This window comes from Flavobacterium sp. NPDC079362 (assembly GCF_050267765.1).
Taxonomy (GTDB): Bacteria; Bacteroidota; Bacteroidia; order Flavobacteriales; family Flavobacteriaceae; genus Flavobacterium; species Flavobacterium azizsancarii.
This window is the reverse complement of the sequence record NZ_JBNNFM010000002.1, coordinates 250,433-275,430: the sequence shown is the minus strand read 5'-3', so window position 1 is coordinate 275,430 and position 24,998 is coordinate 250,433. Positions and strand designations below refer to the sequence as shown.

19 protein-coding genes are annotated in these 24,998 nt (G+C 33.2%); 11 read left to right on the top strand and 8 right to left on the bottom strand.

From position 1 onward, the window contains the following. Positions 1-44: 44 nt before the first annotated feature. The 3 genes from ACQKCJ_RS03425 to ACQKCJ_RS03415 all read left to right on the top strand — a co-directional run bounded on the left by ACQKCJ_RS03425 (position 45) and on the right by ACQKCJ_RS03415 (position 3,106). A complete protein-coding gene (locus ACQKCJ_RS03425) occupies positions 45-1,550 on the top strand; it encodes an aldehyde dehydrogenase family protein (RefSeq protein ID WP_427401366.1) in 1,506 nt (501 codons plus the stop codon). An 80-nt stretch (positions 1,551-1,630) separates the two neighbouring features. Beyond that, on the top strand, positions 1,631-2,665 hold the full coding sequence (gene adhP / locus ACQKCJ_RS03420; protein ID WP_427401365.1) for an alcohol dehydrogenase AdhP: 1,035 nt from the start codon (positions 1,631-1,633) through the stop codon (positions 2,663-2,665). Between the two features lie 66 nt (positions 2,666-2,731). Next, positions 2,732-3,106, top strand: a complete 375-nt coding sequence (locus ACQKCJ_RS03415) for a DUF779 domain-containing protein (RefSeq protein ID WP_427401364.1) — start codon at positions 2,732-2,734, stop codon at positions 3,104-3,106. A gap of 294 nt (positions 3,107-3,400) precedes the next feature. On the opposite strand, the gene ACQKCJ_RS03410 is transcribed toward ACQKCJ_RS03415, so the two are convergent. From ACQKCJ_RS03410 to recG, 6 genes are all read right to left on the bottom strand, one after another. After that, positions 3,401-4,324, bottom strand: a complete 924-nt coding sequence (locus tag ACQKCJ_RS03410) for an AraC family transcriptional regulator (RefSeq protein ID WP_427401363.1) — start codon at positions 4,322-4,324, stop codon at positions 3,401-3,403. 72 nt (positions 4,325-4,396) lie between these two features. Next, the gene (locus tag ACQKCJ_RS03405; protein WP_271336599.1) at positions 4,397-5,260 is read right to left on the bottom strand and encodes a bestrophin family protein; all 864 of its coding nucleotides are present in this window, start codon (positions 5,258-5,260) and stop codon (positions 4,397-4,399) included. A gap of 27 nt (positions 5,261-5,287) precedes the next feature. Beyond that, positions 5,288-6,598, bottom strand: coding sequence for a TolC family protein (locus tag ACQKCJ_RS03400; RefSeq protein WP_271336600.1), 1,311 nt, complete (start codon positions 6,596-6,598; stop codon positions 5,288-5,290). 72 nt (positions 6,599-6,670) lie between these two features. Next, positions 6,671-9,769 carry an efflux RND transporter permease subunit gene (locus ACQKCJ_RS03395; RefSeq protein ID WP_427401362.1) on the bottom strand — a complete coding sequence of 1,033 codons (3,099 nt, stop codon included), beginning with the start codon at positions 9,767-9,769 and terminating at the stop codon, positions 6,671-6,673. Between the two features lie 102 nt (positions 9,770-9,871). After that, a complete protein-coding gene (locus ACQKCJ_RS03390; protein ID WP_427401361.1) occupies positions 9,872-10,933 on the bottom strand; it encodes an efflux RND transporter periplasmic adaptor subunit in 1,062 nt (353 codons plus the stop codon). Positions 10,934-11,349: 416 nt separating this feature from the next. Further along, positions 11,350-13,458 (bottom strand): ATP-dependent DNA helicase RecG, encoded by a 2,109-nt coding sequence (gene recG / locus ACQKCJ_RS03385; RefSeq protein ID WP_427401360.1) that lies wholly within the window; start codon positions 13,456-13,458, stop codon positions 11,350-11,352. 326 nt (positions 13,459-13,784) lie between these two features. Here recG and ACQKCJ_RS03380 point away from each other — a divergent pair, with 326 nt between their 5' ends. The 3 genes from ACQKCJ_RS03380 (at position 13,785) to ACQKCJ_RS03370 (ending at position 18,147) form a co-directional block, all read left to right on the top strand. Next, on the top strand, positions 13,785-14,213 hold the full coding sequence (locus ACQKCJ_RS03380) for a hypothetical protein (RefSeq protein ID WP_427401359.1): 429 nt from the start codon (positions 13,785-13,787) through the stop codon (positions 14,211-14,213). Positions 14,214-14,299: 86 nt separating this feature from the next. Then, the gene (locus ACQKCJ_RS03375; protein ID WP_427401358.1) at positions 14,300-14,842 is read left to right on the top strand and encodes a DUF1697 domain-containing protein; all 543 of its coding nucleotides are present in this window, start codon (positions 14,300-14,302) and stop codon (positions 14,840-14,842) included. A gap of 11 nt (positions 14,843-14,853) precedes the next feature. Continuing rightward, entirely contained in the window at positions 14,854-18,147 is a 3,294-nt protein-coding gene (locus ACQKCJ_RS03370) for an FG-GAP-like repeat-containing protein (RefSeq protein WP_427401357.1), read from the top strand. An 87-nt stretch (positions 18,148-18,234) separates the two neighbouring features. Here the strand turns inward: ACQKCJ_RS03370 and ACQKCJ_RS03365 are convergent, their stop codons facing one another. After that, positions 18,235-19,005 (bottom strand): diphthine--ammonia ligase, encoded by a 771-nt coding sequence (locus ACQKCJ_RS03365; RefSeq protein WP_427401356.1) that lies wholly within the window; start codon positions 19,003-19,005, stop codon positions 18,235-18,237. A 67-nt stretch (positions 19,006-19,072) separates the two neighbouring features. Here ACQKCJ_RS03365 and ACQKCJ_RS03360 point away from each other — a divergent pair, with 67 nt between their 5' ends. The 4 genes from ACQKCJ_RS03360 to ACQKCJ_RS03345 all read left to right on the top strand — a co-directional run bounded on the left by ACQKCJ_RS03360 (position 19,073) and on the right by ACQKCJ_RS03345 (position 23,468). Then, complete coding sequence (locus ACQKCJ_RS03360; RefSeq protein WP_427401355.1) at positions 19,073-21,133, top strand: M1 family metallopeptidase; 2,061 nt, start codon at positions 19,073-19,075, stop codon at positions 21,131-21,133. Positions 21,134-21,340: 207 nt separating this feature from the next. After that, positions 21,341-22,240 (top strand): patatin-like phospholipase family protein, encoded by a 900-nt coding sequence (locus ACQKCJ_RS03355; protein WP_271336608.1) that lies wholly within the window; start codon positions 21,341-21,343, stop codon positions 22,238-22,240. Positions 22,241-22,279: 39 nt separating this feature from the next. Next, positions 22,280-22,687, top strand: a complete 408-nt coding sequence (locus ACQKCJ_RS03350; RefSeq protein ID WP_271336609.1) for a hypothetical protein — start codon at positions 22,280-22,282, stop codon at positions 22,685-22,687. Positions 22,688-22,733: 46 nt separating this feature from the next. After that, entirely contained in the window at positions 22,734-23,468 is a 735-nt protein-coding gene (locus tag ACQKCJ_RS03345) for a hypothetical protein (protein WP_271336610.1), read from the top strand. A gap of 50 nt (positions 23,469-23,518) precedes the next feature. Here the strand turns inward: ACQKCJ_RS03345 and ACQKCJ_RS03340 are convergent, their stop codons facing one another. Continuing rightward, positions 23,519-24,040 (bottom strand): hypothetical protein, encoded by a 522-nt coding sequence (locus ACQKCJ_RS03340; RefSeq protein ID WP_271336611.1) that lies wholly within the window; start codon positions 24,038-24,040, stop codon positions 23,519-23,521. 124 nt (positions 24,041-24,164) lie between these two features. Between ACQKCJ_RS03340 and ACQKCJ_RS03335 the strand changes: the two genes are divergently transcribed. Further along, on the top strand, positions 24,165-24,932 hold the full coding sequence (locus ACQKCJ_RS03335; protein ID WP_427401354.1) for a sulfite exporter TauE/SafE family protein: 768 nt from the start codon (positions 24,165-24,167) through the stop codon (positions 24,930-24,932). Positions 24,933-24,998 lie beyond the last annotated feature (66 nt).

The window sequence follows — 24,998 nt, the reverse complement described above, 5'->3', positions numbered from 1 at the left end:
AGAAGTATGAAGGTAAATTTGAAATGAATCAAAAACATAATATCATGAGCAATACCATCCAAAGACCTGAATTTAAGGCGAAATATGACAATTACATAAACGGCAAATTTACCGCACCGGTTAAAGGCGAATATTTTGATGTTCTTTCTCCTATTGATGGAAAAGTATTTACAAAAGCTGCACATTCAGGCAAAGAAGATTTAGAATTAGCTGTAGATGCCGCATATGAAGCATTTAAAACCTGGGGAAAGACATCAGTTACAGAACGTAGTATTTTATTGAATAAGATTGCACAAAAAATAGAAGATAACCTTGAGTATATTGCTACAGTAGAGACTATTGATAACGGAAAACCAATTCGCGAAACACTTGCTGCAGATATTCCGTTGGCAATTGATCACTTTAGATATTTTGCAGGTGTAATTCGTGCTGAAGAAAGTTCAATTGCAGAACTTGATTCTCAGACGGTTTCTATAGCTTTAAGCGAACCATTGGGTGTTGTTGCCCAGATAATTCCATGGAATTTCCCAATTCTGATGGCAGTCTGGAAAATTGCTCCGGCATTGGCTGCAGGAAATACAATTGTTTTAAAACCCGCAGAAAGTACGCCAATTTCTATTTTAGTACTAATGGAATTAATAGGAGATATTCTGCCTCCGGGAGTTTTGAATATTGTAAATGGCTTTGGTGCGGAATTAGGTCGTCCGTTAGTTACCAACAAAAAAGTTTCTAAAGCCGCTTTTACTGGTTCGACGACTACAGGACGTTTGGTAATGCAATATGCTACAGAAAATATTATTCCGGTTACTCTGGAACTTGGTGGTAAATCTCCAAATATATTCTTTCCGTCAGTAGCAGATCATGATGATGACTTTTTTGACAAAGCAATCGAAGGCGCTGTTTTATTTGCCTTAAATCAAGGTGAAATATGTACTTGTCCGTCAAGACTATTAATTCATGAGGATATCTACGAAAAGTTCATTGCAAAAGTTATCGAACGTACAGAAGCAATTATTGCAGGAAATCCGTTAGATAAATCAACAATGATTGGTGCGCAGACTTCATTAGTGCAGAAACAAAAAATCATGTCCTACATTAAACTTGGCAAAGAAGAAGGTGCAGAATTGTTGACAGGAGGAGATGAAAATCATTTAGGAGGAGACCTTGAAGGCGGTTATTATATCAAACCAACTTTGTTTAAAGGGAATAATAAAATGAGAATTTTTCAGGAAGAGATTTTTGGACCAGTACTCGCAGTAACAACATTTAAAACTACTGAAGAAGCTATAGAAATCGCCAATGATACTATGTATGGTTTGGGAGCAGGAGTATGGACACGTGATGCACATGAAATTTATCAGGTTCCAAGAGCGATCCAATCAGGTCGTGTATGGATCAATCAGTACCATTCTTACCCAGCGGGAGCACCTTTTGGAGGTTATAAACAATCCGGAATTGGTCGTGAAAATCATAAAATGATGTTAGGACAATACCGTCAAACCAAGAATATGCTGATTTCATACGATAAAAAGAAATTAGGTTTCTTCTAAAAATAAATTACAACCCTTATATAAATCAGAGAGCAATATGTTAAACAAAAGTGTATTGTTCTCGCTAATAAATCATCTATATGCTACCTAAAACTATGAAAGCCGCAGTTATTAGAGAATTTGGTTCTCTTTTACAAATTGAAGAAGTCGAAGTTAAACGCCCGGGAAGAAATGAAATTCTTGTAAAAGTAATTGCAAGTGGAGTTTGTCATACTGATTTACACGCAATTGAAGGAGATTGGCCGGTTAAACCGAAAATGCCATTAATTCCGGGTCATGAAACTGTAGGATATGTAGTTGCTTTAGGGCAGGACGTAAAAAATGTTAAAGAAGGAGATGCAGTTGGTGTGCCATGGCTTTATAGTGCATGTGGTGGTTGTGATCAATGTATAACGGGTTGGGAAACATTATGCGATACACAGCAAAATGGAGGTTATAGTGTAGATGGAGGATTTGCAGAATATGTAATTGCAGATGCAAGATATGTTGGGATTTTACCATCTAATGTGAATTTTATGGAAATGGCACCAATACTTTGCGCAGGAGTAACCGTGTACAAAGGACTTAAAGAAACCGAAGTAAAACCTGGTGAATGGGTTGCAATTTCAGGAATTGGAGGTCTTGGACACGTTGCTGTACAATACGCAAAAGCAATGGGAATGCATGTTGCAGCAATTGATGTTGCCGATGATAAACTTGATTTGGCTAAAAGACTTGGAGCAGATTTAGTAGTAAACGCAAAAAATCAAAATCCTGGAGAATTCTTAAAGAAAGAAGTCGGTGGAATGCACGGGGCATTGATTACCGCAGTTTCTCCTATTGCTTTCAAGCAAGGTCTTGAAACATTAAGAAGAAAGGGTACAATGGCACTCAACGGACTTCCTCCGGGAAATTTTGATTTATCAATTTTTGATACTGTTTTAAACAGGATTACAATTCGAGGTTCAATTGTAGGAACTCGTAAAGACATGAAAGAAGCAATTGAATTTGCTGTTGAAGGAAAAGTAAAAGCTACCGTTACGCCAGCAAAACTGGAAAATATTAACGAAGTTTTTGACAAAATGAAAAAGGGGCAAATTGAAGGACGAGTCGTTCTTGAAATTGCAAAGGCATAACTAAAATCATAAAAGTAACAAGCTTATAGTATTATAAGTTTGTTACTTTTTTAAATTATTAGAATCATGATAAAAAGACTTGACGCCACGCAAAAAGCTATTGATTTAATAAAAGTTCTAAAAGAAAAACATGGTGATTTAATGTTTTACCAGGCTGGAGGCTGTTGTGAAGGTACACAACCACAATGTTTTGAAAAAGGAGGATATTATCAGCGTATGGGAGATGTTTGTATAGGAACTATTGAAGATACTGAATTTTGGGTCGACAAGGATTTATTCGAATATTGGAAACATGCGCATTTTACATTAACGGTAATAGACGCTTTTGGAGTAGGGGGCTTTTCACTGGAGACTCCTTTGAAAAAAACATTTCAAATTGAATATCGAATTTTTACTGAAGAAGAAGAGAAAGATCTTGAACCAGTTAAGTTTATTGATTAAAAAGGGGTTCAAAGAAACAGAGTTGTAAATTAATAAAGTTTTTTTGTCCATTATATTCACTAAAAAATGATAAAAAATAACATTTGAATCGTTTCGAAAAATGAGTTATTTCTATTATGTTCAAATCCGACAGGTTTTTAGAGCCCGTCGGGTTTATTATCTGTAGCGGTTAGTAAAGCTTCTATGAGAATCTAAAAAGGAGTCTCGTTTATTACCAAAGGCAAAATGCCATAATCGAATGCGAGAAACCTTTGTCACTTTGCAGTTCTGGATCCTTGTACCTTTTAAAGAAAATTAATTAACATAAAGTAATTGATATTGTTTAGGAGTAATTCCCTCGTGTTTTTTAAACAACCTGATAAAATAATTTGCATCTTCAAAACCGGATAAGTAGCAAACTTCATTTATTTGAATTGCAGGGTTTCGAAGTAATTTTTTAGCTTGTTTTATTTTTTCATTCAAAATATACTCAATCGGACTCATACCTAACTCTCGTTTAAAGAACCGATAGAAAGATGCTGTACTCATACAAGCTTTGTCACTCAGATTTTTAAGGTTTATATTTTCTTTTAAATTGAGTTTAATAAATTCCGTTACTTCAAAAATTGGATTATTGGATTGAATTGCAATTCCATCATCAATCGATTTTATCGTTTGTGTTTGTATAATTCGGATTAGTAATTCCTGCAAAGTCAAGTCAGCAAGAGCATCTTTGGTAATAGAGGTTCCCATGCATTCCTTTATCAGTTTATTGATTGTTGAAGCAAGATCTACATTATTGTAAAAGAAATAGTTTTGATAATTTAATTGCCAATAAGCATCAGCACCTTCTTTTGGATAACGCTCGTTTAGAAAGTTTAATGTCTCTGTTATTTTAGGTTTGTCTATTGCTAATGCAAGGCATTGGGTGGGATTTTCTCTGGAAGCTTCCGGGAAATCAATTTTCATTTCTACGTTCGACGGAATAACCACTGTTTCGCCTGGCAGATAATCAAATCCGGGTTCATCAAAAAGATGCATTACTTTTTTGCCTCTTAACATACTGGTCACCACAAAATCATTGAATTTTAAAGGAACCAGGTTCGAAGATTCGTAAGTTTCGAAAATATTTAGTTCACAATGGTTTAGTGTATAAACGGTCCTGTTTTCGATAAGAGTTTTTAATGATTTTTCATTTGATAATTGCGGAGGATTGATTAAAGCACGTTGGTTATTCATTGTGATTAAATTTTAAGTAAAGACTTTAAATTTAATGAAAATTTTAATAGAAAACTTACATTTAACGTTTAATTAAATGAGTTCTTCAACATGTTTTTTTATGTTTTCTGCAATTTTTTTGGTAGGCAAATCATTTTCATCGTCACCAAAAGGATCCTCAATTTCTTCAGCGATAAGCTCTAAACTAGCCAATACATAAAAAATGAAAACAACGACCGGAGCAACAAAATAACCCAGACTTATAGAATAGCCAAAAGGTAATGTCATGGTGTAAAAGAAGATGAACTTTTTGATAAAAGCGCTGTAAGAATAGGGAATAGGAGTGTTTTTTATTCTCTCGCACGCTCCGCAGATATCGGTAAAAGATTGTAATTCTTCATTTAAAATAATAAGTTGATCCCCTGTGATTTTTTTAGCATCATATAAATCGTTGATCTTATGAAACATCATTCTTTTTACCTGATTCGGTTTATGTTTATGATGATCAATTTCAAGATCTACATCTTCAAAAAGTTGTTTGCTCGTTTCAGAATCATGCAAATGTTTGTGCAAAATTGAAGCATAAGTGGGAATGAATTTTCTGAAAAACTTTCGATCGTTTTCATCTTTAAGCATTGCCGAAAGTTTGATAGCCAGATTACGGCTATTATTTACGAGACCTCCCCATAATTTCCGACCTTCCCACCAACGATCATACGCTGTATTGGTTCTGAAAACAAGCAATAACGAAATTACAAATCCTAACATTCCGTGCATAATTGGAATGTTGTGGATGTAATCGTTTTTACCAAATTTAAAATACGCGATTTCAAGATACCCAATAATACAGGAATAAATTCCGATAGCGATCATAATCGGAAACAGCTTTCTTACGGTATCTGATTTATGAACATGGAATATAAAAGTAAACCAATCTTTTGTATTATATGAGATCATTGATGTTTGTTTTGAAACAAATTTACTTTAAAAATTAATATTTCCAGCCAATTCTTTTAAGGCAATTTCGGATAGTTTCGCTTCATATTGTGCATTACTGTAACGTACTTTTGCGTTTACATAATTTAATTGAGCTGTTCTGAAATCCAGAGTTGTAATGGTTCCAATTCTAAATTTGTCCAGCGTGATGTCTAAATTTTGTTTTGCAATTGCTTCGTTATCTTCTTCAAGACCAATTAATTCCAGATTGGTCAAGTACGTTTGAAAAGCAGTGCTTAATTGTGTATTCAGAATCATATTTTGCTGCTCAATCGCAATTTGAGAATTTTCGATTTCCAGTTTTGCTACCTTTTCATTTCGGTGTTGGTTAAAACCATCAAATATATTCAGAGTAGCGTTAAAACCATAATTAAAACCTTTTGACGAAGCTTCGCTTGTAAAACCTAAACTAGATTGCGTTTCAGAAAAATTGTAACCGGATGTTAAGTTTACTATCGGATATCGATTTGCTTTTACCTGTTTTAGCTGTAATTCGGCAATTCTTTTGTTGATGATTTGCGATTCTAAAGCCGGGTTCTGTTTCCGTGCTAATTCCATTAAATCAATCAAAACCAATTTATTATCAACTTTTACCAAATCAGTTACAGTAAAGTTAATTTTAGGGTCACGGGCTAAATATTGATTCAGTAATATTTTGGCATTCGCATAAGATTCCTTTTGTCTTAACAAGGCTACCTGATCTGAATTTAAATCTACCTGAGCATTTAATACCTCAAGTTTCGATGCTTTTCCAATGCTGAAACGATTCTTGGCTAATGTTAATCTTTGTTTTGAGATTACAATTGTAGTATCTAAAGCAGATAATTGCTGTTGTTGCTGTACTAAATCATAATAAGCCGAGTTTACCTGACCAATTTTCATTAAAATGGTTCTTTTTAATTCCGCATCGCCTAATTTTTGCAACTCTTTTAACTGGTCTAATCTGGCAAACATTTTCATACCGTCAAAAACAGTCCATCCTAAACTTACACCATAATTTAAACTATTGTTTTTAGCATTGTTTAAGGATGTCGAAGTTCCATCCTGACGTGTTTGTGATGAATTTGTGACACTGTTATTGTCTGTAACAGATGCTGTAGCTGTTGGCAGCATACCTGCGTTTCCAACAGTTACATTGGTTTCTGTGATTTTCGTATTGTTTTTGGCGATCTTAATTTCAAAATTATTTTCCAAAGCTATTTTCATAGCGTCTTCAATAGTCAGGACATCCTGAGCGCTGCTTTTTGCTATGCAAAACAAAAATAAAACGATACTTATTAATGTTGTTTTAGTTTTCATGTGATGAATTGTTGGCTGCGAATTAAGCGTTAAGACGAAATTCGCAGTCTATATTTTTCAAATTTTTAATATCTATTTAATGCTCTCTCTTTCATATTCTTCGATATGATCAAACTCAGGATAATGTTTTCGGGCTTTAGACCACATTAAGTAAATCGCCGGAATTACAAAAAGGGTCAATGCCAATGAGAAAATAGTTCCTCCAACAATAACGACTCCCATTCCGATTCTACTTGTAGACGCTGCCCCAAGGGACATTGCAATAGGCAATGCTCCTAAGGCAATTGCTAAACTGGTCATCAAAATTGGACGTAAACGCGCTTCTGATGCTTCAAGAATTGCTTCGAGTTTTGGTTTTCCCTGTTCTCGTAACTGATTTGCAAATTCTACAATCAAAATACCATTCTTGGTCACCAAACCAATAAGCATTACGGTACCAATCTGACTGAATATATTCCAGGTTTGATTGAACAGCCATAACGAAAATAAAGCTCCTGCAACTGCCATTGGTACTGTAAGGATGATAATTAACGGATCAATGAAACTTTCAAATTGTGCCGCCAAAATCAAAAATATTAATAATAACGCCAATCCAAAAGCAAAAGAAGTGTTAGAGCTGCTCTCGACAAAATCTCTTGATTCTCCACTTAAGTCAGTTGTAAAACTTTCGTCCAGCACTTTTGCTTTTATTTTATCCATTTCCTTAATACCATCACTGATACTTTTTCCCGGTGCCAAACCTGCTGAAACGGTTGCTGACATATAGCGGTTGTTGTGATACAATTGCGGTGGATTACTTTGTTCTTCCACATTTACAACATTATCCATCTGGATTAGTTCTCCTTTTTTATTCTTAACAAACATCGAAGTTAAATCCAAAGGTTTAGAGCGGTCTTTTTGATCAAATTGACCAATAACCTGATATTGTTTTCCGTTTTTAATGAAATAACCAAAACGTTGTCCGCTTAATGAAAGTTGCAAAGTCTGAGCGATATCAATAATTGAGATTCCTAGGCTTTCTGCTTTTTCACGATCGATGCTCACATTGATTTCAGGTTTATTAAATTTTAGGTTAACATCGGTGACAGAGAAAACGTCACTTTTGCCCACTTCATCCATAAAAACAGGAATCTTCTCTCTTAATTTTTCAAAATTAGGAGCCTGGATTATATATTGAATCGGTAAACCTCCACGTCTGTTAACGGCAATTGTAGGTTGCTGAATAACCGATGTTTTAGCATCCGGATATCTCTTGGTCATTTTTGTTAACTGATCTGCGATTTCTTTTTGAGACCTGTTTCTTTCGTCCGGTTCTTTTAGCGACAACCTGACAAAACCGCTATTCGTTGACGAAGATCCGTAACCAGGCGAAGTAATTACCAAACTTACTTTTTTCTCAGGAATCGAATCATCTACCAATTTAGAGATTTCCTGCATAAAACGATCCGTATATTCGTATGATGAACCTTCAGGAGTTGTCATTCGCATGGTAACAGAACTACGGTCATCATAAGGAGCAGTTTCTTTTGGGAGTATTGTAAAGAATAAATAAATGATTCCAAAACAAGCAATAAGAATAGGGAAGGAGATCCATTTTTTTTCCATGAATTTACTTAATGCACTTGCGTAACCACTATTTAATTTTTCGAAAAATGGTTCAGTTCTAACATAGAATTTTGATTTTTTCTGTTCTCCGCCTTTCATTAAATAAGCATTTAGCATTGGCGTCAAAGTCAGGGATACAAAGGCAGAAATTAATACCGCGGCACCAATAACGACTCCAAATTCCCGAAAGAGTCGACCTACGAAACCTTCCAGAAAAATTACAGGCAAAAATACTGCAGCAAGCGTTATCGAAATAGAAATTACAGCATAGAAAATTTCATTAGATCCTTTGATTGCAGCTTCAATTGGCGACATTCCTTCTTCGACTTTTTTGAAGATGTTTTCAGTAACAACGATTCCATCATCAACTACAAGACCAGTTGCCAAAACAATAGCCAATAAAGTCAATACGTTGATTGAAAACCCAAAAAGCCACATGATGAAAAAGGTAGCAATCAAGGAAACCGGAATATCGATCAATGGCCTGAAAGCAATTGCCCAGTCTCTAAAAAACAGGTAAATAATAATGATTACCAAAATAATCGAAATTCCTAAAGTCTCTGCAACTTCAAGTACAGATTTCTTTACGAAAATAGTATTATCAAGCGCAATATTTAGTTTAATATCTTTTGGAAGATCTTTTTTTAAGGCGTCATATTTTTTGTAGAATTCAGATGAAATATCAAGATAGTTGGCTCCCGGCATTGGCACAATAGCCAGACCAATCATAGGTAGTCCGGATTGACTTAATTTTGTTTCGATATTTTCAGGACCTAATTCTGCACCTCCAATATCGCTTAAACGAACAATTTTGTCTCCGTCCGTACGGATAATAATATTGTTGAACTCTTCCGGTTTAGAAAGATTACCAACCGTTTTTACCGTTAGCTCTGTATTATTTCCGGTTAGTTTTCCTGAAGGCAATTCGACATTTTGCGCGTTTAGTGCATTACGGACTTCGGCTACAGTACAGCCATAGGCAGTTAATTTTACAGGATCAATCCACAAACGCATCGCATAACGTTTTTGTCCCCAAATTTGCACACCGCTTACACCGGGAATAGTTTCTAATCGTTGCGAAATGACATTTTCGGCGTAATCGCTTAATTCTAATGCACTTCTGGTATCACTTTGAACCGTCATTGAAATGATTGCATCACTGTCAGCATCAGCTTTTGATACAACCGGCGGAGCATCTATATCTTGCGGTAAACTCCTGATCGCTTGCGAAACTTTATCACGAACATCATTTGCAGCTTCTTCCAGATTTTTATCCAGATTAAATTCGATAGTTATATTACTGCTTCCCTGATTACTCGATGATGTAATATTCCGAATTCCGTCGATAGCATTTACGGCCTTTTCGAGAGGTTCAGTAATTTGCGATTCGATAATGTCAGAATTGGCACCTGTATAATTGGTTCTAATAGAAACCTGTGCGGGGTCAATTGAAGGAAATTCCCTGACACCCAAAAAAGTATAACCAATGAAACCGAATAAAATAATCAAAAGATTCAGTACAATAGTTAAAACAGGTCTTTTTATACTTGTTGTTGATAAACTCATTATGAAGTAATATTTTAGATTTTAGAGTTGAGATTTTAGAATAAAGAAAATAGAGTACAGATTATAGATTTAAAATTTAAACTCATAATTCATAACTCAAAACTATTCTTTGACTTTAACTTTTATAGGCGCATCATTTTTTAATGACATAACACCACTAGTAATCACTGTATCTCCGGCTTTTAATCCTGATAAAATCAAAATAGAAGCATCTGTTCTCGTAGTGGCATCTACCATAACTTCTTTGGCTTTGCCCATATTAGCAATGTATACTTTTTTACCATTTTGCACTGGTACTATTGCTTCTGTAGGAACAACAATTGCATCTTTAATAATATTTAAAGGTAATTTGACATCAGCGAATGTTCCCGGAAAAAGCTTTCCGTCAATATTATCAGCAATGGCACGAATTTGTAAAGTACGTGTTGCAACTGCCACTTCTGGTTCGATGGCATAGATCTTTGCAGTATAAACCTTATCTGAACCGGAAACCTTAAACTCAATTGATGATCCGGTTTTTACTTGTGAAGCATATTTTTCAGGGATAGAAAATGTAATTTTTAATTTTCCGGTATTAACTAATTTGGCAACTAAAATTGTTGGCGTAATATAGGTACCCGGAGAAATAGAGCGCAAACCAATTTTTCCTGAAAAAGGAGCCTTTACAGAAGTTTTGGCAATTTGAGCCCTGATTAATTGACTTTGCGCTTGTGCTGATGCGTGATCTGCGCTTGCTACATCAAGTTCTTCCTGACTAATCGCTTCCTTTTGAAGTAATAATTTGGCTCTTCTTTCGTTTTCAGCAGCCAAACCTTCTCTGGTTACAGCCTGTCTTAATTGTGCTTTAAGTTCAAGATCATTAACCTTAAAAAGGACCTGACCTTTATTGACATTACTGCCTTCATTAAAGTAAATTCCCTCGACTATTCCAGAAACTTCGCTATGAATTTCTATCTGCTCGTTAGCCTCAATAGACCCTGAAAGTGATAAGTTATTATCGAAAGTAGCTGTTTTAACAACTATTCCGGTTACCGAAGTAGGTTTGTCTTTGTCTCCAAAGCTTTTAGACTCTTCGTTTTTCTTTTTGTTAGAAACTATTCTGTAGGTTATAAATCCTCCGATGCATATAATCAGTAAGGCGTAAACAAGGTTTTTTACTTTCATAAAATTGAGTAAATGTTTTTTTTGGGTGTGTTTTTAGTAAGCTTGCAAATTTAACTTTTTGAAACGAAAACGAAAGATGTTAGGTTTTATTTAACACTTGATTAATGTTAATTTTAAATGTCTTTTAACAGCTATTTATGTTAAGTTTTTGTAATTGGACATAGTTTTTAGGAAAAGGTTTAAAATGAATTCGATTTATTTTGGAAATAATTAGAGAATCAGATTCAAATTGAAAACTATCAAACTTTTTATGTGTTTTTACCTATGTTTTTTTACTGCAATGAAGTGTCTTTTTTAAGCTTTGTAGTTACTAAGTCGTTAGGTTTTTGAGTTTGTGATTCTAAATCCTGAAATGGTGCACTTTGCTGAAATAAGATTTTAGTATTTAATCTTTTTTTATTTAGAACTTTTGTAGCTTAACTAATATAATTCCAGATGTTTTTCTTTTTTGTCAATTCAATAAAAATAGCTTTCAGTATAGCATGTTCCAGTTTTTGTAATGGCGCATCTTCTTTAAGAATTTTCAAGGCGTAGTTTCGGGCAAGACCCAAAATGTCCCGGTCACGAACAATATCCGCAATTTGAAGGTTTAAAACACCACTTTGTTGCGTTCCCATTAAGTCACCCGGACCCCGGAGTTTAAGATCGACTTCGGCAATTTCGAAACCATCATTCGTCTGAACCATAGTATCCATTCGGGTTTTACTGTCAGAACTTAATTTATAGCTCGTCATTAAAATACAATAACTTTGTTCAGCTCCACGGCCAACACGGCCACGTAACTGATGCAATTGTGATAACCCGAAACGTTCTGCACTTTCGATAATCATAACACTTGCATTAGGTACATTTACCCCAACTTCTATTACGGTTGTGGCGACCATTATGTTGGTTTTACCTTCAGAAAAGCGTTTCATTTCAGCATCTTTATCTGCCGGTTTCATTTTTCCGTGCAATATCGAAATTGAATATTGAGGTAACGGAAAATCACGCGAAATACTTTCGTAACCGTCCATTAGATCCTTAAAATCCATTTTTTCAGATTCCTGGATCAAAGGATAAACGATATATATTTGTCTTCCCAGAGCAATTTCGTCTCTTAAGAATTTCCATACTTTAAGGCGGTTACTGTCAAATCTGTGTACAGTTTGAATTGGTTTTCTGCCGGGAGGTAATTCATCAATGACCGAAATATCTAAATCCCCGTACAAACTCATAGCTAATGTCCTTGGAATTGGAGTAGCTGTCATCACGAGAACATGTGGCGGAATCTCGTTCTTTTTCCACAGTTTTGATCTCTGTTCAACTCCAAAACGATGTTGCTCATCAATTACAGCCAACCCAAGGTTTTGAAACTTTACCTTATCCTCCAGTAAAGCATGCGTGCCAATTAAAATATGCAGACTTCCGTTTTCAAGTTCTTCATGGATGATTCTTCGGGCTGCAATTTTAGTCGAGCCTGTAAGGATTTTTATATTGATGTTTAATGTATTGGCCAGTTCTGATAATCCTATAAAATGCTGATTTGCCAGGATTTCTGTTGGGGCCATCAGGCAAGCCTGAAAACCATTGTCAATTGCCAGAAGCATGCTTAAAAAAGCAACAATAGTTTTTCCGGAACCCACGTCACCTTGCAATAATCGGTTCATTTGGGCATTACTTCCCATGTCTGAACGGATTTCTTTAACTACTCTTTTTTGCGCATTTGTAAGCTGAAAAGGCAGATGATTCTGGTAAAATTCATTAAAAAATTCACCCACTTTTGTAAATGGATGTCCTTTTATTTTATGTTTCCTAATCAGATTTTTAGTAATTAATTGCAATTGAATAAAGAACAATTCTTCAAATTTTAATCTAAATTGTGCTTTTGCCAAAGCTTCAGTACTTTTAGGAAAATGTATATTGAATAAAGCGGCTCTCTTTGAAATCAGCTTTAACTCTTCGACTAAATAAGGCGGAAAAGTTTCTGTAAACAAAGCCTGTGTTTCAATAAACAATTGCTCCATCATTTTATTGATAGTGCGGTTTGAAATACCTCTGTTGGTCAGGGTTTCAGTCGAAGGATAAACAGCTTGCATGGCTGAACGAAGACTTTTTTCATGCTCGCTTAGCAATTCAATTTCCGGATGCGCCATACTAAACTGACTTCCGTAGAGAGAACATTTTCCAAAAATTACGCAAACTTCATTTAGTTTCAAACTTTCACGTATCCATTTATGTCCCTGAAACCAATTCAGGTCTATTTGTCCTGTATCATCCACGAAAGTGGCCACCAGACGCTTTTTGTTTTTAGCAAACTCAACAGTTTTGACATTGATGATTTTACCTATAATCTGAACTTCAGCACCTGTATTCTGAAGTTCATTGATTTTGTAATAACGGGTTCTGTCAATATATCTATTCGGAAAAAAATTAACTAAATCTCGATATTTATGAATACCCAGTTCCTTACGAAGCAATTGGCCACGATTGGGACCAACACCTTTTAAGTATTCAATTGGGGTTTCAAGGAGATTATTAGACATTAATTTATTTTAGATTATTGATTTAAGAATATGGAAAAAAGATTTTGATCTGTTTTCTATGCTCTATTTTCTATTCTCTTTTAGTAAGCGAAGATAGATTTTAATTAGGAAATTTAAAAGTGTTATTAGATCTCAAAAATAAAAATCTGAAAATTATAATGATGATTTTTTAGTCTTATTGTAGTTTTTGATTTAATCGAAAAGCCTTTAGTAATAAGGTACAAAAGATTTTAATAATATATTAGCGTTATTTTTTTATTAAACGAAGCAACCATTTGACATAATAAGAATCTATTAAATATACAAAGTCTTAAAAACTAAAATAAATGAAAAAAATAGGGATTGCAGTCATTCTAATGTTAATTTTCATTTCTTGTTCAAATGAAAAAGCAAAATCGCCAATGGTATCAGATTATCATGGAAAATGGGAACTAATTGAAGTGACAGGTTTTAGACCGGCCAATATTATCTTTGATAAGTTAGGCTGGCAGGAATCTTATGTTTTTAATACTGATGAAACATTCATAAAGACAAGAACAAAAGACAACAAAACAACTACGGCAACAGGTAAATTTGCAGTTAAAAAGCTCGATAATGAAACACATTTTGAATTAACTTATGAAGAAAACAATGATATTATAGGGACTTGCACTGGAAATTTAATCGAGGATCTTTCTATTAATAAAGAAGGATTACTGGTAAATTCATGGCAAATGTGCGACGGCCCGGGATTGATATATAAAAAGTCGAAATAAAAAGCTGTAAGTTTGCAGGGATATAAAAGAGTATTTGATTTTAAGTTATTGAATACTCTTTATTTTTTTTATTTTAATTTTTAGAAATGACAACACATTTAGCGCTTTTAAGAGGAATCAACGTTTCCGGCCACAATATGATGAAAATGGAAGCCTTGAAAACCATGTTAGAAAATATTGGTTTTCAAAATGTACGAACCTATTTACAATCCGGAAATGTCTTTGTTGACACCGACGAAGAAAGTACTTCGAAAGTGGGTTTTATGATCAAACAGGAAATTTTTAAGGTTTTCGGACATGAAGTTCCTACAATTGTCATTACCAAACAAGATCTGGAATTGTGTTTTAAAAATAGTCCATTTCTAAAAGAAAAAGAACTGGATATGAAAAAACTTTATGTTGCTTTTGTTTCTGTAGCTTTAAAAAGTGAAAATATAAATGACTTAAAAATCAGTCAGTTTAAACCTGATGAAGCGAGTATTGACGGAAACAGGATTTTTATTAAATACGCTGTTGGAGCAGGAAAAACAAGATTTGATCAAAAATATATTGAGAAAAAACTAAATGTTACAGCGACTATTAGAAACTGGAATACAGTTACTAATTTGTTGCAAATGTTTGAGGATTAATAATAATTTTGATGCCATACATGCTAAAAAAACTACTTTTATTTGTGCTTCTTTTTTCTTTTTTAGGTTCGAATGCTCAGAATTTCACCAAAATTAATACAGATTATTTAAAGGGAGGTTATAACGGATTTTCAACGTTTGTTGATTACAATGGCGATGGTTTACTGGATATTTTTGTTACTGGTGTAGATTTTGGACCATGTGGTGATTTTAGACATGCTATTTTTTATAAAAATAACGGAGATAAAACTTTTACAGAAAGCCCAATATCTAATATTCCCAGAACTATTTATGGAGGATATTCATGGGGAGATTATGATAATAATGGGACTCAGGATTTGATTTACACAGGAACAACAAGTGGGTTTCCTGCAGATTATATTACAAAAATCTATAAAAATGTAGATAATGGTTGCGAATTTGTGGAAATTTCAACGTCACTGCCAGGGCTCGGTGACTGTACCGTTAAATGGGTTGATGTTGACAATGATGGTTTGTTAGACATTTATTATCATGGTCTGAGTTCAGAAAATAAATTTGTTATTGGTATTTATAGAAATACAGGAAATGATACTTTTACTAAAGTTGAAAACCTGGGATTTCATACGATAAATGGTGCTAGAGGTAATGGCACAACTAACAGTTCTGAATGGATTGATTTTGACGGAGATGGTTTAAAAGATTTCATAGTAGCTTCATCGACAGGAACTGAAAGGAAATTTGAGATTTTTAAAAATCTCGGAAATTTTAAATTTCAGGCAATTAGTTTTCAATTGCCACAGTTGAGTTATGTAAAACTTGATGTTGGAGATATCAATAATGACGGAAAACCTGATTTTGTTTTTACAGGCAGTACCAAATATGAATTAATGAGCAGTGATAGTTCCGGTAAAGTTTACTTTTATATTAACAAAGGTAATATGAACTTTGAAAATTCTGTTACACTGAATGATCAAGGAGTTTTTATGGCTGAGCTTCATCTTAAAGATCTTAATAATGATGGTTATTTAGATTTTATTAATTATGGTTCCGGAACATCTTTTAGGGTTTTAAAAATATATAAGAATGACAGAAATGGAAATTTCAATGAAATAAGTCATTCTTTACCCATTTGTTATAGCGGAGGAATTGATTTTGGAGATTATGATGAGGACGGTGACTTAGATGTTCTTTATTTTGGAAGAACGGAGAACCCGAGAGATGATGAAATTACATATGTTTATGAGAATTCAACTATAGAAAAAATGTATCCTGATAAAATTATATCAGATCATTCATGTGATTGCAATTTTGATTCATCATTTTCTCTCAATAACACTGTAGATAATGTTACATGGAATTTTGATGATCCTACTATGGGAGCATTAAATACATCAACATCGCCAAGACCAACACATACTTTCTCAAAGAAGGGAATATACAATGTTTCTGCTACTTATACTAAAGGGGCAAAAACTGAAACGCTGCGAAAAACAATCACAATAATTGGTCCACCAATCGTTATGAAACCGACTGATATTTTTACGTGTGATAAAAATGCTCAATATAATTTTCATACATTGAAAGATGCTGAAATATTAAACGGATTACCATCATCTGATTATGAAATTAGTTATTATTTATCTCAAACGGATGCTCAGAAAAACACCAATAAACTACCTGAATTATATGCAATCACCAATACTCAGCAAAGTATTTATGTAAGAGTTCAAAGCAGAGAAAAATCAATTTGTTATGTAATAAAAGACTTTTTAATAAAGGTTAAACCTTCTCCGATTATAAATATTGTTACTGATATTACCGTTTGTGATATTGATAGCGACGGATTTTCGTTATTCGACTTAAGCAATGTAGAAAGTACGCTTTTAGCAAATCAGACAAATGTAAAAATTATTTATCATGATAGCAGGAACAACAGTATTGCCGTTCCTTTATCTTCTACTTATAGAAATATAATTGCGGGAAAGGATTTTATTACGGCAAAAATTTCGAATCTTGACAATGATTGTTTTGTCGAAACAAAAATAAATTTAATAGCGAGTCCTTTGCCCGTTGTAAATAATTTAAGTGTTTTAATTGGTTGCGATGATAATAATGATGGTATATCTGAATATTTTGACACTTCAGCCATAGAGAAGAGTGTATTAAATGGACAAACAGAAATGGAAGTTACTTATTATGATAGTTTGGGTAATCCATTACCAAGTCCTTTGCCGAATCCGTTTACTAATACAACTTCTTATAATCAAAGACTTGTAGTTCGTGTTACAAATAAAATCACGAATTGTTGGGCTGAAACAAATTTAGAGCTTAGAACTTCGTCAAAACCAATAATAAATAAACCAAGGAATTTATATGCTTGCGATGAAGGAAAAGGATTTGCCAGCTTTAACACCAATAGTGTAGAATCTCAGTTGATAGGTAATCAATCTGGCTTAACAATAGTATACAAAGATGATAAAGGGAATATACTGCCAAGTCCTTTACCAGGGAATTTAAAAAACACAACAGCTAATGTTCAGGCTATTTTTGTAAAAGTTCAAAATAGTCTAAATGCATTGTGTTTTTCAGAAACGAGTTTTGATTTAATAGTGAATGAACTGCCAACAGTTGATTTACTTGAAAAATACTCTTTGTGTGATTTAGAACCTTATTTATTGCTTTCTGTTTATTCAGGTTTTGATTCTTACGAATGGAAATTTCAAAATAACACAATAATTTCAAATACCAATGAAGCTAAAATTATTGACAATGGAAATTATTTTCTTAAAGTTCTAAAAAATACTAACGGAATATTATGCGAAAATACTTTTTCTTTTAGTTTAACGAGATCAAAACTCCCTAAGATTGAGAAACTTATCTATGATGAATTTGACAGTACTAGAATCGAAATTGTAGCTTCAGGAGACGGATCATTCGAATATTCTCTTGACGGTAATATGTATCAGCAAAGTAATATTTTTGATAATATTTCAGGCGGAAATTACACCATACATTTAAGGGATACAAATGGGTGTGGAGAAGATACTCAAAATGTTACATTGCTGGATTACCCCAAATTCATAACTCCAAATGATGATGGTTATAATGATTTTTGGCAAATAAAAGGGATTGATAAATATCCTCATGCCAAGATCTTTATATACGACAGATACGGAAAACTATTAAAACAGTTAAGTCCAAATAGTGTGGGTTGGAATGGAAAATATAATCAGGAAAATTTACCTTCGGATGATTATTGGTTTACTGTAGATCTAAACAATAATAGTAAAATTTTCAAAGGACATTTTTCATTAAAAAGATAGATCGAAAGATTTTGCTTAAGAGGAATAAGAAAGAAAACAAGATACCCTTGCCGTGATTTTTAGCTAAATTTAGATTATTAGGAATTACTATTTGGGTATCAAATCACAATACCAAAATCCAAAAACGAAAGGATTACTTGCATTAGCATCACAAGCAGTATTAGAAGAATCTTGAGCTTTAGGTTTTTCGTATTTGCGATAAACGATTTCTCCTATTTCAAATTTTATTGGTTCTGAAAAAATCGGACCATCAAAAGTAAAGGTATGAAATTCGCCATTTTCACCACAAACATCTACATTGTCAGGTAAATCGTTTATGAATTCCTGATCGATAATTCGACCAGCAAAACTTTTATCCAGATATTGTTCACTTACGCAAACTACAATTGTTTTAAAACCGAGTGATATAAATTCCTGAATTAAGTCCTTGGTTGGGATTTTCCAAAGAGGAAAAACACCTTCAAAACTAATTTTAGCCAATTGATCTTCGCGGTATTTGCGTAAATCTTCCAGAAAAATATCTCCAAAAACAGAATGTGTAATTCCTTGATTTTTAAGTTCTATTAAAGTTTCAGTCATTACATTCTCATAAACTTCCATCGTGGGCATTTCCGGAATCTGCAAAATCTTTAATGGCAATCCGATGCTTTTTGCTTGCGCTTCAAGTAATTCAATACGAACACCATGCATAGAAATTCGTTGAAATTCCTGATTGACACTCGTTAATAAATATTCGATTTTATAATCAGGATCCTGTATTATTTTATATAAAGCCAAAGCAGAATCTTTTCCGCTGCTCCAGTTAAATAAGGCTTTTTTTGGTGTTGACACTTCGTAATAATTTTCTATTGTAAACATACAAATTTCATTCGATTTGTTAGCGAAACCTTTGTAACTTTGGGATTTTGCCTTCAAATTCATTTCAATGAAATACATCTTTTTATTTATTACCAGTTTCGTTTTTGCGCAACAAACTAAATTCGTTGATTTTAAATCGGTTAACGGACAATTAAAATTAAACGCAACCGAAAAATCCGTTTCAGGAACGGTTGATTATCAATTTGATATTCTAAACCCTATTGATACGATTAAAATCGATGCTAAAAACATGGAATTTTCTCATGTTCAAATCGATAATAAAGACGTGCTTTTTATCAATACAGGCAAAGAATTGCAAATCATCAGTAATTTTCAAAAAGGAGAGAAGCATCTTACTTTTGAATACTCAGCAAAACCTAAGCAAGCTTTGTATTTTGTAAACATTGAAAATTCTGAAGTTCAAATCTGGACACAAGGACAAGGGAGATATACCAGTAACTGGTTTCCGAGTTTTGATGATGTCAACGAAAAAGTGATTTTTAGTTTGGGAATTATATATGACAAGGATTATCAGGTAGTTTCTAACGGAATTTTAAGCGAAAAGAAATCAAACGGAAATTCAATTCATTGGCAATATCGCATGGAAAATCCAATGAGTTCCTATTTATTGATGCTTGCTATTGGCAAATACGACAAGAAAGAATTTAGGGCAAAATCTAAAATTCCGTTAGAATATTATCTTGAAAATAAAGACACCAATCGCTTTGAACCAACCTACAGATATTCAAAACGTATTTTTGATTTTTTAGAGAAAGAAATAGGAGTGAAGTATCCGTGGCAAGTTTATAGAGAAATTCCGGTTCGTGATTTCTTGTATGCCGGAATGGAAAACACCACTACCACACTTTTTGCAACTCGTTATGTAGTGGATTCAATAGGTTTTGAAGATCGTAATTATACAAATGTTGATGCTCACGAATTGGCACATCACTGGTTTGGCGATCTAATAACGGCAGAGAACAGTACACATCACTGGCTTCAGGAAGGTTTTGCAACTTATTATGCTGCATTGGCTGAACGGGAGATTTATGGCGACGATTTTTTCTATTCAAAATTATATCAGACAGCACAGCAGATAAAATTTGCTTCGAGAACTGATACTATTCCGGTTTTGAATGCTAAGGCAAGTTCATTGACTTTCTATGAAAAAGGAGCGTGGGCACTATTTGTTTTGCACGAGTCTATTGGAGATAAAGCCTTCAAAAAAGCCATAAAAAGTTATCTGAAAAAGTACGCTTATCAAACTGTTAATACACAAAATTTCTTTGATGAAATTAGAAAAGTATCCAATTTTGATTTGGAAAAATTTCAGAAAACCTGGTTGGAATCTACCGCTTTTGATACCCCGGCGGCGAATGCTCTATTGAGTAAAAACAAAGCAATTCAGGTTAGGTTAGAAGTTGATAAGCTAAAGAAAACGCCATTGGTCGAGAAACAGGATTTTTTAAGAAAGACTTTAGAATCGGATGGTTATGAGTCTGTAAAAGAATCGATTGTAAGTCAAATAGAAAGTGAGAAATACGAAGATAAAAAAGAATTATTACAGGTCGCTTTACAAACTAACAATATACAAGTTCGCCAGGCTGTTGCTGCTTCGTTAAATAAAATTCCCGAAGACTTTAGAATTGAATACGAAACTTTGCTGAACGACAAATCATATCAGACCCAAGAAGTTGCCTTGTATTATTTATGGAAAAATTTTCCTGATCATCGCACAGAATATCTGAACAAATCAAAAAACTGGATTGGTTTCAACGATTATAATCTTCGAACTTTATGGCTTTCATTGGCTTTGTCGACACCAAATTATAGTGATAATCCAGAAGATTTAGTTTCGGAGTTAATTGCTTTTTCTTCCACAAAGTACGAAGCTACAACGAGGCAAAATGCACTTGAGAAACTTCTTTCTTTCAAAATTATAAACGATCAGGTATTATCAAATTTGGTAAATGCAACTACACATCATATGTGGCAATTTTCTAAATTCGGAAGAGACTCCATTAGGTTTTTATTAAAAAATTCCGAAATGCGTGCTTCGTTTGAAAGAATTTTGCCTAATTTGAACCCCGATGAACAATTTCAGCTGAATCGTTTGTTGAAAGAATAAGGAACAAAGAATATAGAATAAAGAATATAGAGAATAGAACAAAGAATATAGAATATAGAACAAAGAATATAGAATATATAGAATATATAGAATAGAAGTAAGAGGATAAGTAATCAATTAGAGCGCATAGAAAATCTTTGCTCTATATTCTATTCTCTATATTCTCTAATCTATTTTCTAAATAATTACAAAACCTACAATATATTTATGAAAGCATTGGTTATTTCTGGCGGAGGAAGTAAAGGAGCGTTTGCTGGTGGCGTAGCGCAGTATTTAATAGAGGAAAAAAAACATGAATATGATTTGTTTATAGGAACTTCTACAGGAAGTTTACTTATTCCGCATCTGGCGCTTGGTCAGATAAAAAAAATTCACTCCGTTTATACTAATGTTACAATGAGCGGAATCTTTAATATTTGCCCATTTGTAGTTAAAGTTAAAGATGGAGTTGATATTGTTACAATCAATCACTTCAATGTTTTACGTCAGTTTTTTAAAGGAAAAAGAACTTTTGGAGAAAGCAAAGGACTGCAGAAATACATTAAAGCAAACTTCTCGTTATCAGATTTTAACAAGCTGAAAAAACAGCATTGCGATGTTGTTATTACAGTAACCAATTTTACTAAAAACGAATCGGAATATAAGTCTATAAAAGATTGCACATATGATGAGTTTTGCGATTGGTCATGGATTTCGAGTAATTATGTTCCGTTCATGAGTTTGGTAGAAAAAAATAACTACGAATACGGAGATGGCGGATTTTCTAGTTTAGTTCCTATTCGTGAAGCTATTAATCGTGGTGCAACAGAAATTGACGTAATCATTCTGGAAACGGAAGTTAATATGACCAAAACGGTTATTGGTAAAAATCCGTTTTCTTTAATGATCGATTTGTTCCGAATTGCCTTAGATCAGGTTGAAAAACACGATATTGCTATAGGAAAACTAATGGCAAACAATAAGAATGTAAAGCTTAACTTATATTACACACCAACCAGACTCACTGATAATGCACTTATTTTTAATAAGGAAGTAATGAAAGAATGGTGGGAACAAGGCTATGAATATGCTCAGAATAAGTCTGAGGTAATGAGTGATAACAGGTAATTTATTTAATTGTAAAAAAAAAAAACAGATTCAATAAAAATGAGTGAATTTAGACATAGTGTTTGCGAACCAACAAAGCCAAAAATTATTGAAAAGGGAAAGATTGATTCTTCGGAAATAATAAAAACATTTCAAAATTTTCCATGGAAATTACATCTGGAAGAGATGGAAAATGCAAAGAACGTATATCATTCACCTTCGCTTGAGTTTGAAAATTCAGGCAATAGAAATGCCCTGTCAATATCTGCTGTTGGTAAACCTGATAAATATGAATTTTATGTATTTTTTAAAAGAGCTAAAATTCAAAAAACCTGGTTTGGCTTAAGTGAAAAACTCAACAAAAATTTCATTTCTGAATTGACAGATCAAAATGAAGAAAAAACAACAGAAATATTAAAAGCTTTGGCTGATAATGATTTGGCTTTTTTAGAACAAAATTTTCAATAATAACCTGTTTTTAGAATTCAGATTGACATTCAATACGTGTTTTAAAATGAAAAATATAACCTTACTTCTGTACTTCTTGTTTTCTTTAAATACATTCAGTCAGGACAATTTATGCAGAACTTCGATCTGGAATAATGCAGCACTGTTTCAAAAAAACGAACTAAACAAATACACAAATAATGATTTTTCTGTTTTATGGAATAAAACAGAAAACAAGTATGTCTACGGCGTTATTGGTGACAATTACCAGAGAATATTAATAAAATTTATTTCGATTAAAAGAAATGATAAAAATAAAAATGAATACATTGTTAATGGCAAATCGCAGGTTAAATCAAATATATGTGATTTTGCTGGGACAATAACAATTACAAAGATACAAGAACTTAAAAAAGTGAAATTCGGACTTGATGATGAATATAAAAATTCAGGTATAAAAAGCCAGGGATTATTGGTGGCCAATTATAAGTTTGTTGAAAATAAAAATCAAAAAAACACAGGAGAATTTCAAGGAAAGCTAGCAACTATATTTTATGTAGATAAAAATGGTTTTATTAAATACGATGATATTGAAATTCATAAAGATAGCTATTTCAATAATGCATTTGTAGGCACTTGGAAATCTAATAATTCCGGCAAAGAAAAAGTATGCAATTGGGGAGATTATCGTGTACCTAATACAAATTGCGATTTTGATATAGGAGCAGGGGAATTAAGTATATCAAAAAAATACATAAAAAATGGCTGGGTAGATGAACCACATCAAAAATGGTGGAAATAAAAATTTGACAAGATAAATAAAATCATAATCAATCTTGTCAAACTGCAATTTTACCACAATCCGGCAACTTCATTCTTAATATAGCCTAAAGCAGCATTACTTGGAGATTGTTTCTCTAATAAATCATTCAAAAGTTTCTCACGCAACTTATCTGCATTTTCTACACGATCGCTCATAGCTGCTTTACGGATAATTTGGATAGTCGAATTTTTGGCAGTTGTAATAATTGTCCAACATTCGTCAGACATATATATTTGCTGTGTCAGATTGTGTTCAAATTCATGCTCGATCTGATCGATTAGAAAGTTTTCGTAATCATGCTTTTCGTTAGAAATTGGCGCAATTCTTATAAGTAATTTCGTCAGGTTAATACGCTCTAAAAACAATGTCATTCGCTCATAAGCCTGCAAGCGTATTGGTAAAGATTCTTTATGCGCTTCCTTGTTCAATAAAAAATTGTGCTTTTTATCATTGTTTTTTATATGTAATTCAAAAAAACTGTAAGCAACAAATCCTGTAACAATAGCTGGTAAAGTATAACTGGCCAATTCTATAATTCTTGTAAAATCCATTTGGTTCAAATTTTCAACAAAAATATAATTTTTAGGGAGAAATCCACTTTAAATTAATTGTAATAAACAAAACGGAAGTCTACTTTTGTACATTACTTTCAAAACTGCCTGAAATACAATATTAATGGATTCATATATTATAATTTTACTTTGCTTGGCTGCTTTCGCTGCGGGATTTATTGATGCAATTGTTGGCGGTGGCGGATTGATACAGACACCAATGGGATTAATTTTATTACCCAATTTACCAGTTTCAACAGTTATTGGAACGTTAAAAATTCCGGCTTTTAGCGGAACTGCTTTTGCCGCATTTCAATATATGAAAAAAGTTGTGATTCAGTGGAAGTTGCTGTTGATGATGATGTGTTTAGCCGTTCCGTCGGCATTTTTAGGTTCAACTTTGCTAACGATGGTAAGTAATGATTTTATGAAGCCGCTTTTGCTGGTAGTATTGTCTTTATTATTTGTTTATACCTATGCAAAGAAAAATTTTGGGCAGCATGTTGCAAAAGATCATTCTCCTGCAACACAAATATTTTATGCCGTTATTATTAGTATAATTGTTGGTTTCTATGACGGATTTATTGGTCCCGGAACCGGTAGTTTTTTTGTAGTGGCTTTTATTGCTCTTTTAGGCTTTGATTTTTTGCATGCTTCAGCAAATGCCAAAATGGTCAATCTGGCTACTAATTTTGGATCTATATGTTTGTTTATGATAAAAGGAAAGATCATTTGGTCAATTGCAATTCCTATGGCAATTAGCAACGGACTTGGAGGATGGCTTGGTGCTAAATTAGCAATTAATAAAGGAAATGGCTTTATTAGGATTTTCTTTTTAATTGTAGTAATCGGTACATTGATACGATTTGCCTATGATGTATTTTATAAATAATTTTTGGTCTAAATAATTGATGTAAGGCATTATAACTTATAGCTCAAATAAATATTTTAAATTTGA

Bases quoted from the DNA above. Each gene is read 5' to 3' on its own strand.
- ACQKCJ_RS03400 (WP_271336600.1), bottom strand. From the start codon at position 6,598: ATGAAAACTAAAACAACATTAATAAGTATCGTTTTATTTTTGTTTTGC.
- ACQKCJ_RS03425 (WP_427401366.1), top strand. From the start codon at position 45: ATGAGCAATACCATCCAAAGACCTGAATTTAAGGCGAAATATGACAAT.
- ACQKCJ_RS03375 (WP_427401358.1), top strand. From the start codon at position 14,300: ATGACAACACATTTAGCGCTTTTAAGAGGAATCAACGTTTCCGGCCAC.
- adhP (WP_427401365.1), top strand. From the start codon at position 1,631: ATGCTACCTAAAACTATGAAAGCCGCAGTTATTAGAGAATTTGGTTCT.
- ACQKCJ_RS03365 (WP_427401356.1), bottom strand. From the start codon at position 19,005: ATGTTTACAATAGAAAATTATTACGAAGTGTCAACACCAAAAAAAGCC.
- ACQKCJ_RS03410 (WP_427401363.1), bottom strand. From the start codon at position 4,324: ATGAATAACCAACGTGCTTTAATCAATCCTCCGCAATTATCAAATGAA.
- ACQKCJ_RS03405 (WP_271336599.1), bottom strand. From the start codon at position 5,260: ATGATCTCATATAATACAAAAGATTGGTTTACTTTTATATTCCATGTT.
- ACQKCJ_RS03345 (WP_271336610.1), top strand. From the start codon at position 22,734: ATGAAAAATATAACCTTACTTCTGTACTTCTTGTTTTCTTTAAATACA.
- ACQKCJ_RS03370 (WP_427401357.1), top strand. From the start codon at position 14,854: ATGCCATACATGCTAAAAAAACTACTTTTATTTGTGCTTCTTTTTTCT.
- ACQKCJ_RS03395 (WP_427401362.1), bottom strand. From the start codon at position 9,769: ATGAGTTTATCAACAACAAGTATAAAAAGACCTGTTTTAACTATTGTA.
- ACQKCJ_RS03390 (WP_427401361.1), bottom strand. From the start codon at position 10,933: ATGAAAGTAAAAAACCTTGTTTACGCCTTACTGATTATATGCATCGGA.
- ACQKCJ_RS03335 (WP_427401354.1), top strand. From the start codon at position 24,165: ATGGATTCATATATTATAATTTTACTTTGCTTGGCTGCTTTCGCTGCG.
- recG (WP_427401360.1), bottom strand. From the start codon at position 13,458: ATGTCTAATAATCTCCTTGAAACCCCAATTGAATACTTAAAAGGTGTT.
- ACQKCJ_RS03415 (WP_427401364.1), top strand. From the start codon at position 2,732: ATGATAAAAAGACTTGACGCCACGCAAAAAGCTATTGATTTAATAAAA.
- ACQKCJ_RS03380 (WP_427401359.1), top strand. From the start codon at position 13,785: ATGAAAAAAATAGGGATTGCAGTCATTCTAATGTTAATTTTCATTTCT.
- ACQKCJ_RS03350 (WP_271336609.1), top strand. From the start codon at position 22,280: ATGAGTGAATTTAGACATAGTGTTTGCGAACCAACAAAGCCAAAAATT.
- ACQKCJ_RS03355 (WP_271336608.1), top strand. From the start codon at position 21,341: ATGAAAGCATTGGTTATTTCTGGCGGAGGAAGTAAAGGAGCGTTTGCT.
- ACQKCJ_RS03340 (WP_271336611.1), bottom strand. From the start codon at position 24,040: ATGGATTTTACAAGAATTATAGAATTGGCCAGTTATACTTTACCAGCT.
- ACQKCJ_RS03360 (WP_427401355.1), top strand. From the start codon at position 19,073: ATGAAATACATCTTTTTATTTATTACCAGTTTCGTTTTTGCGCAACAA.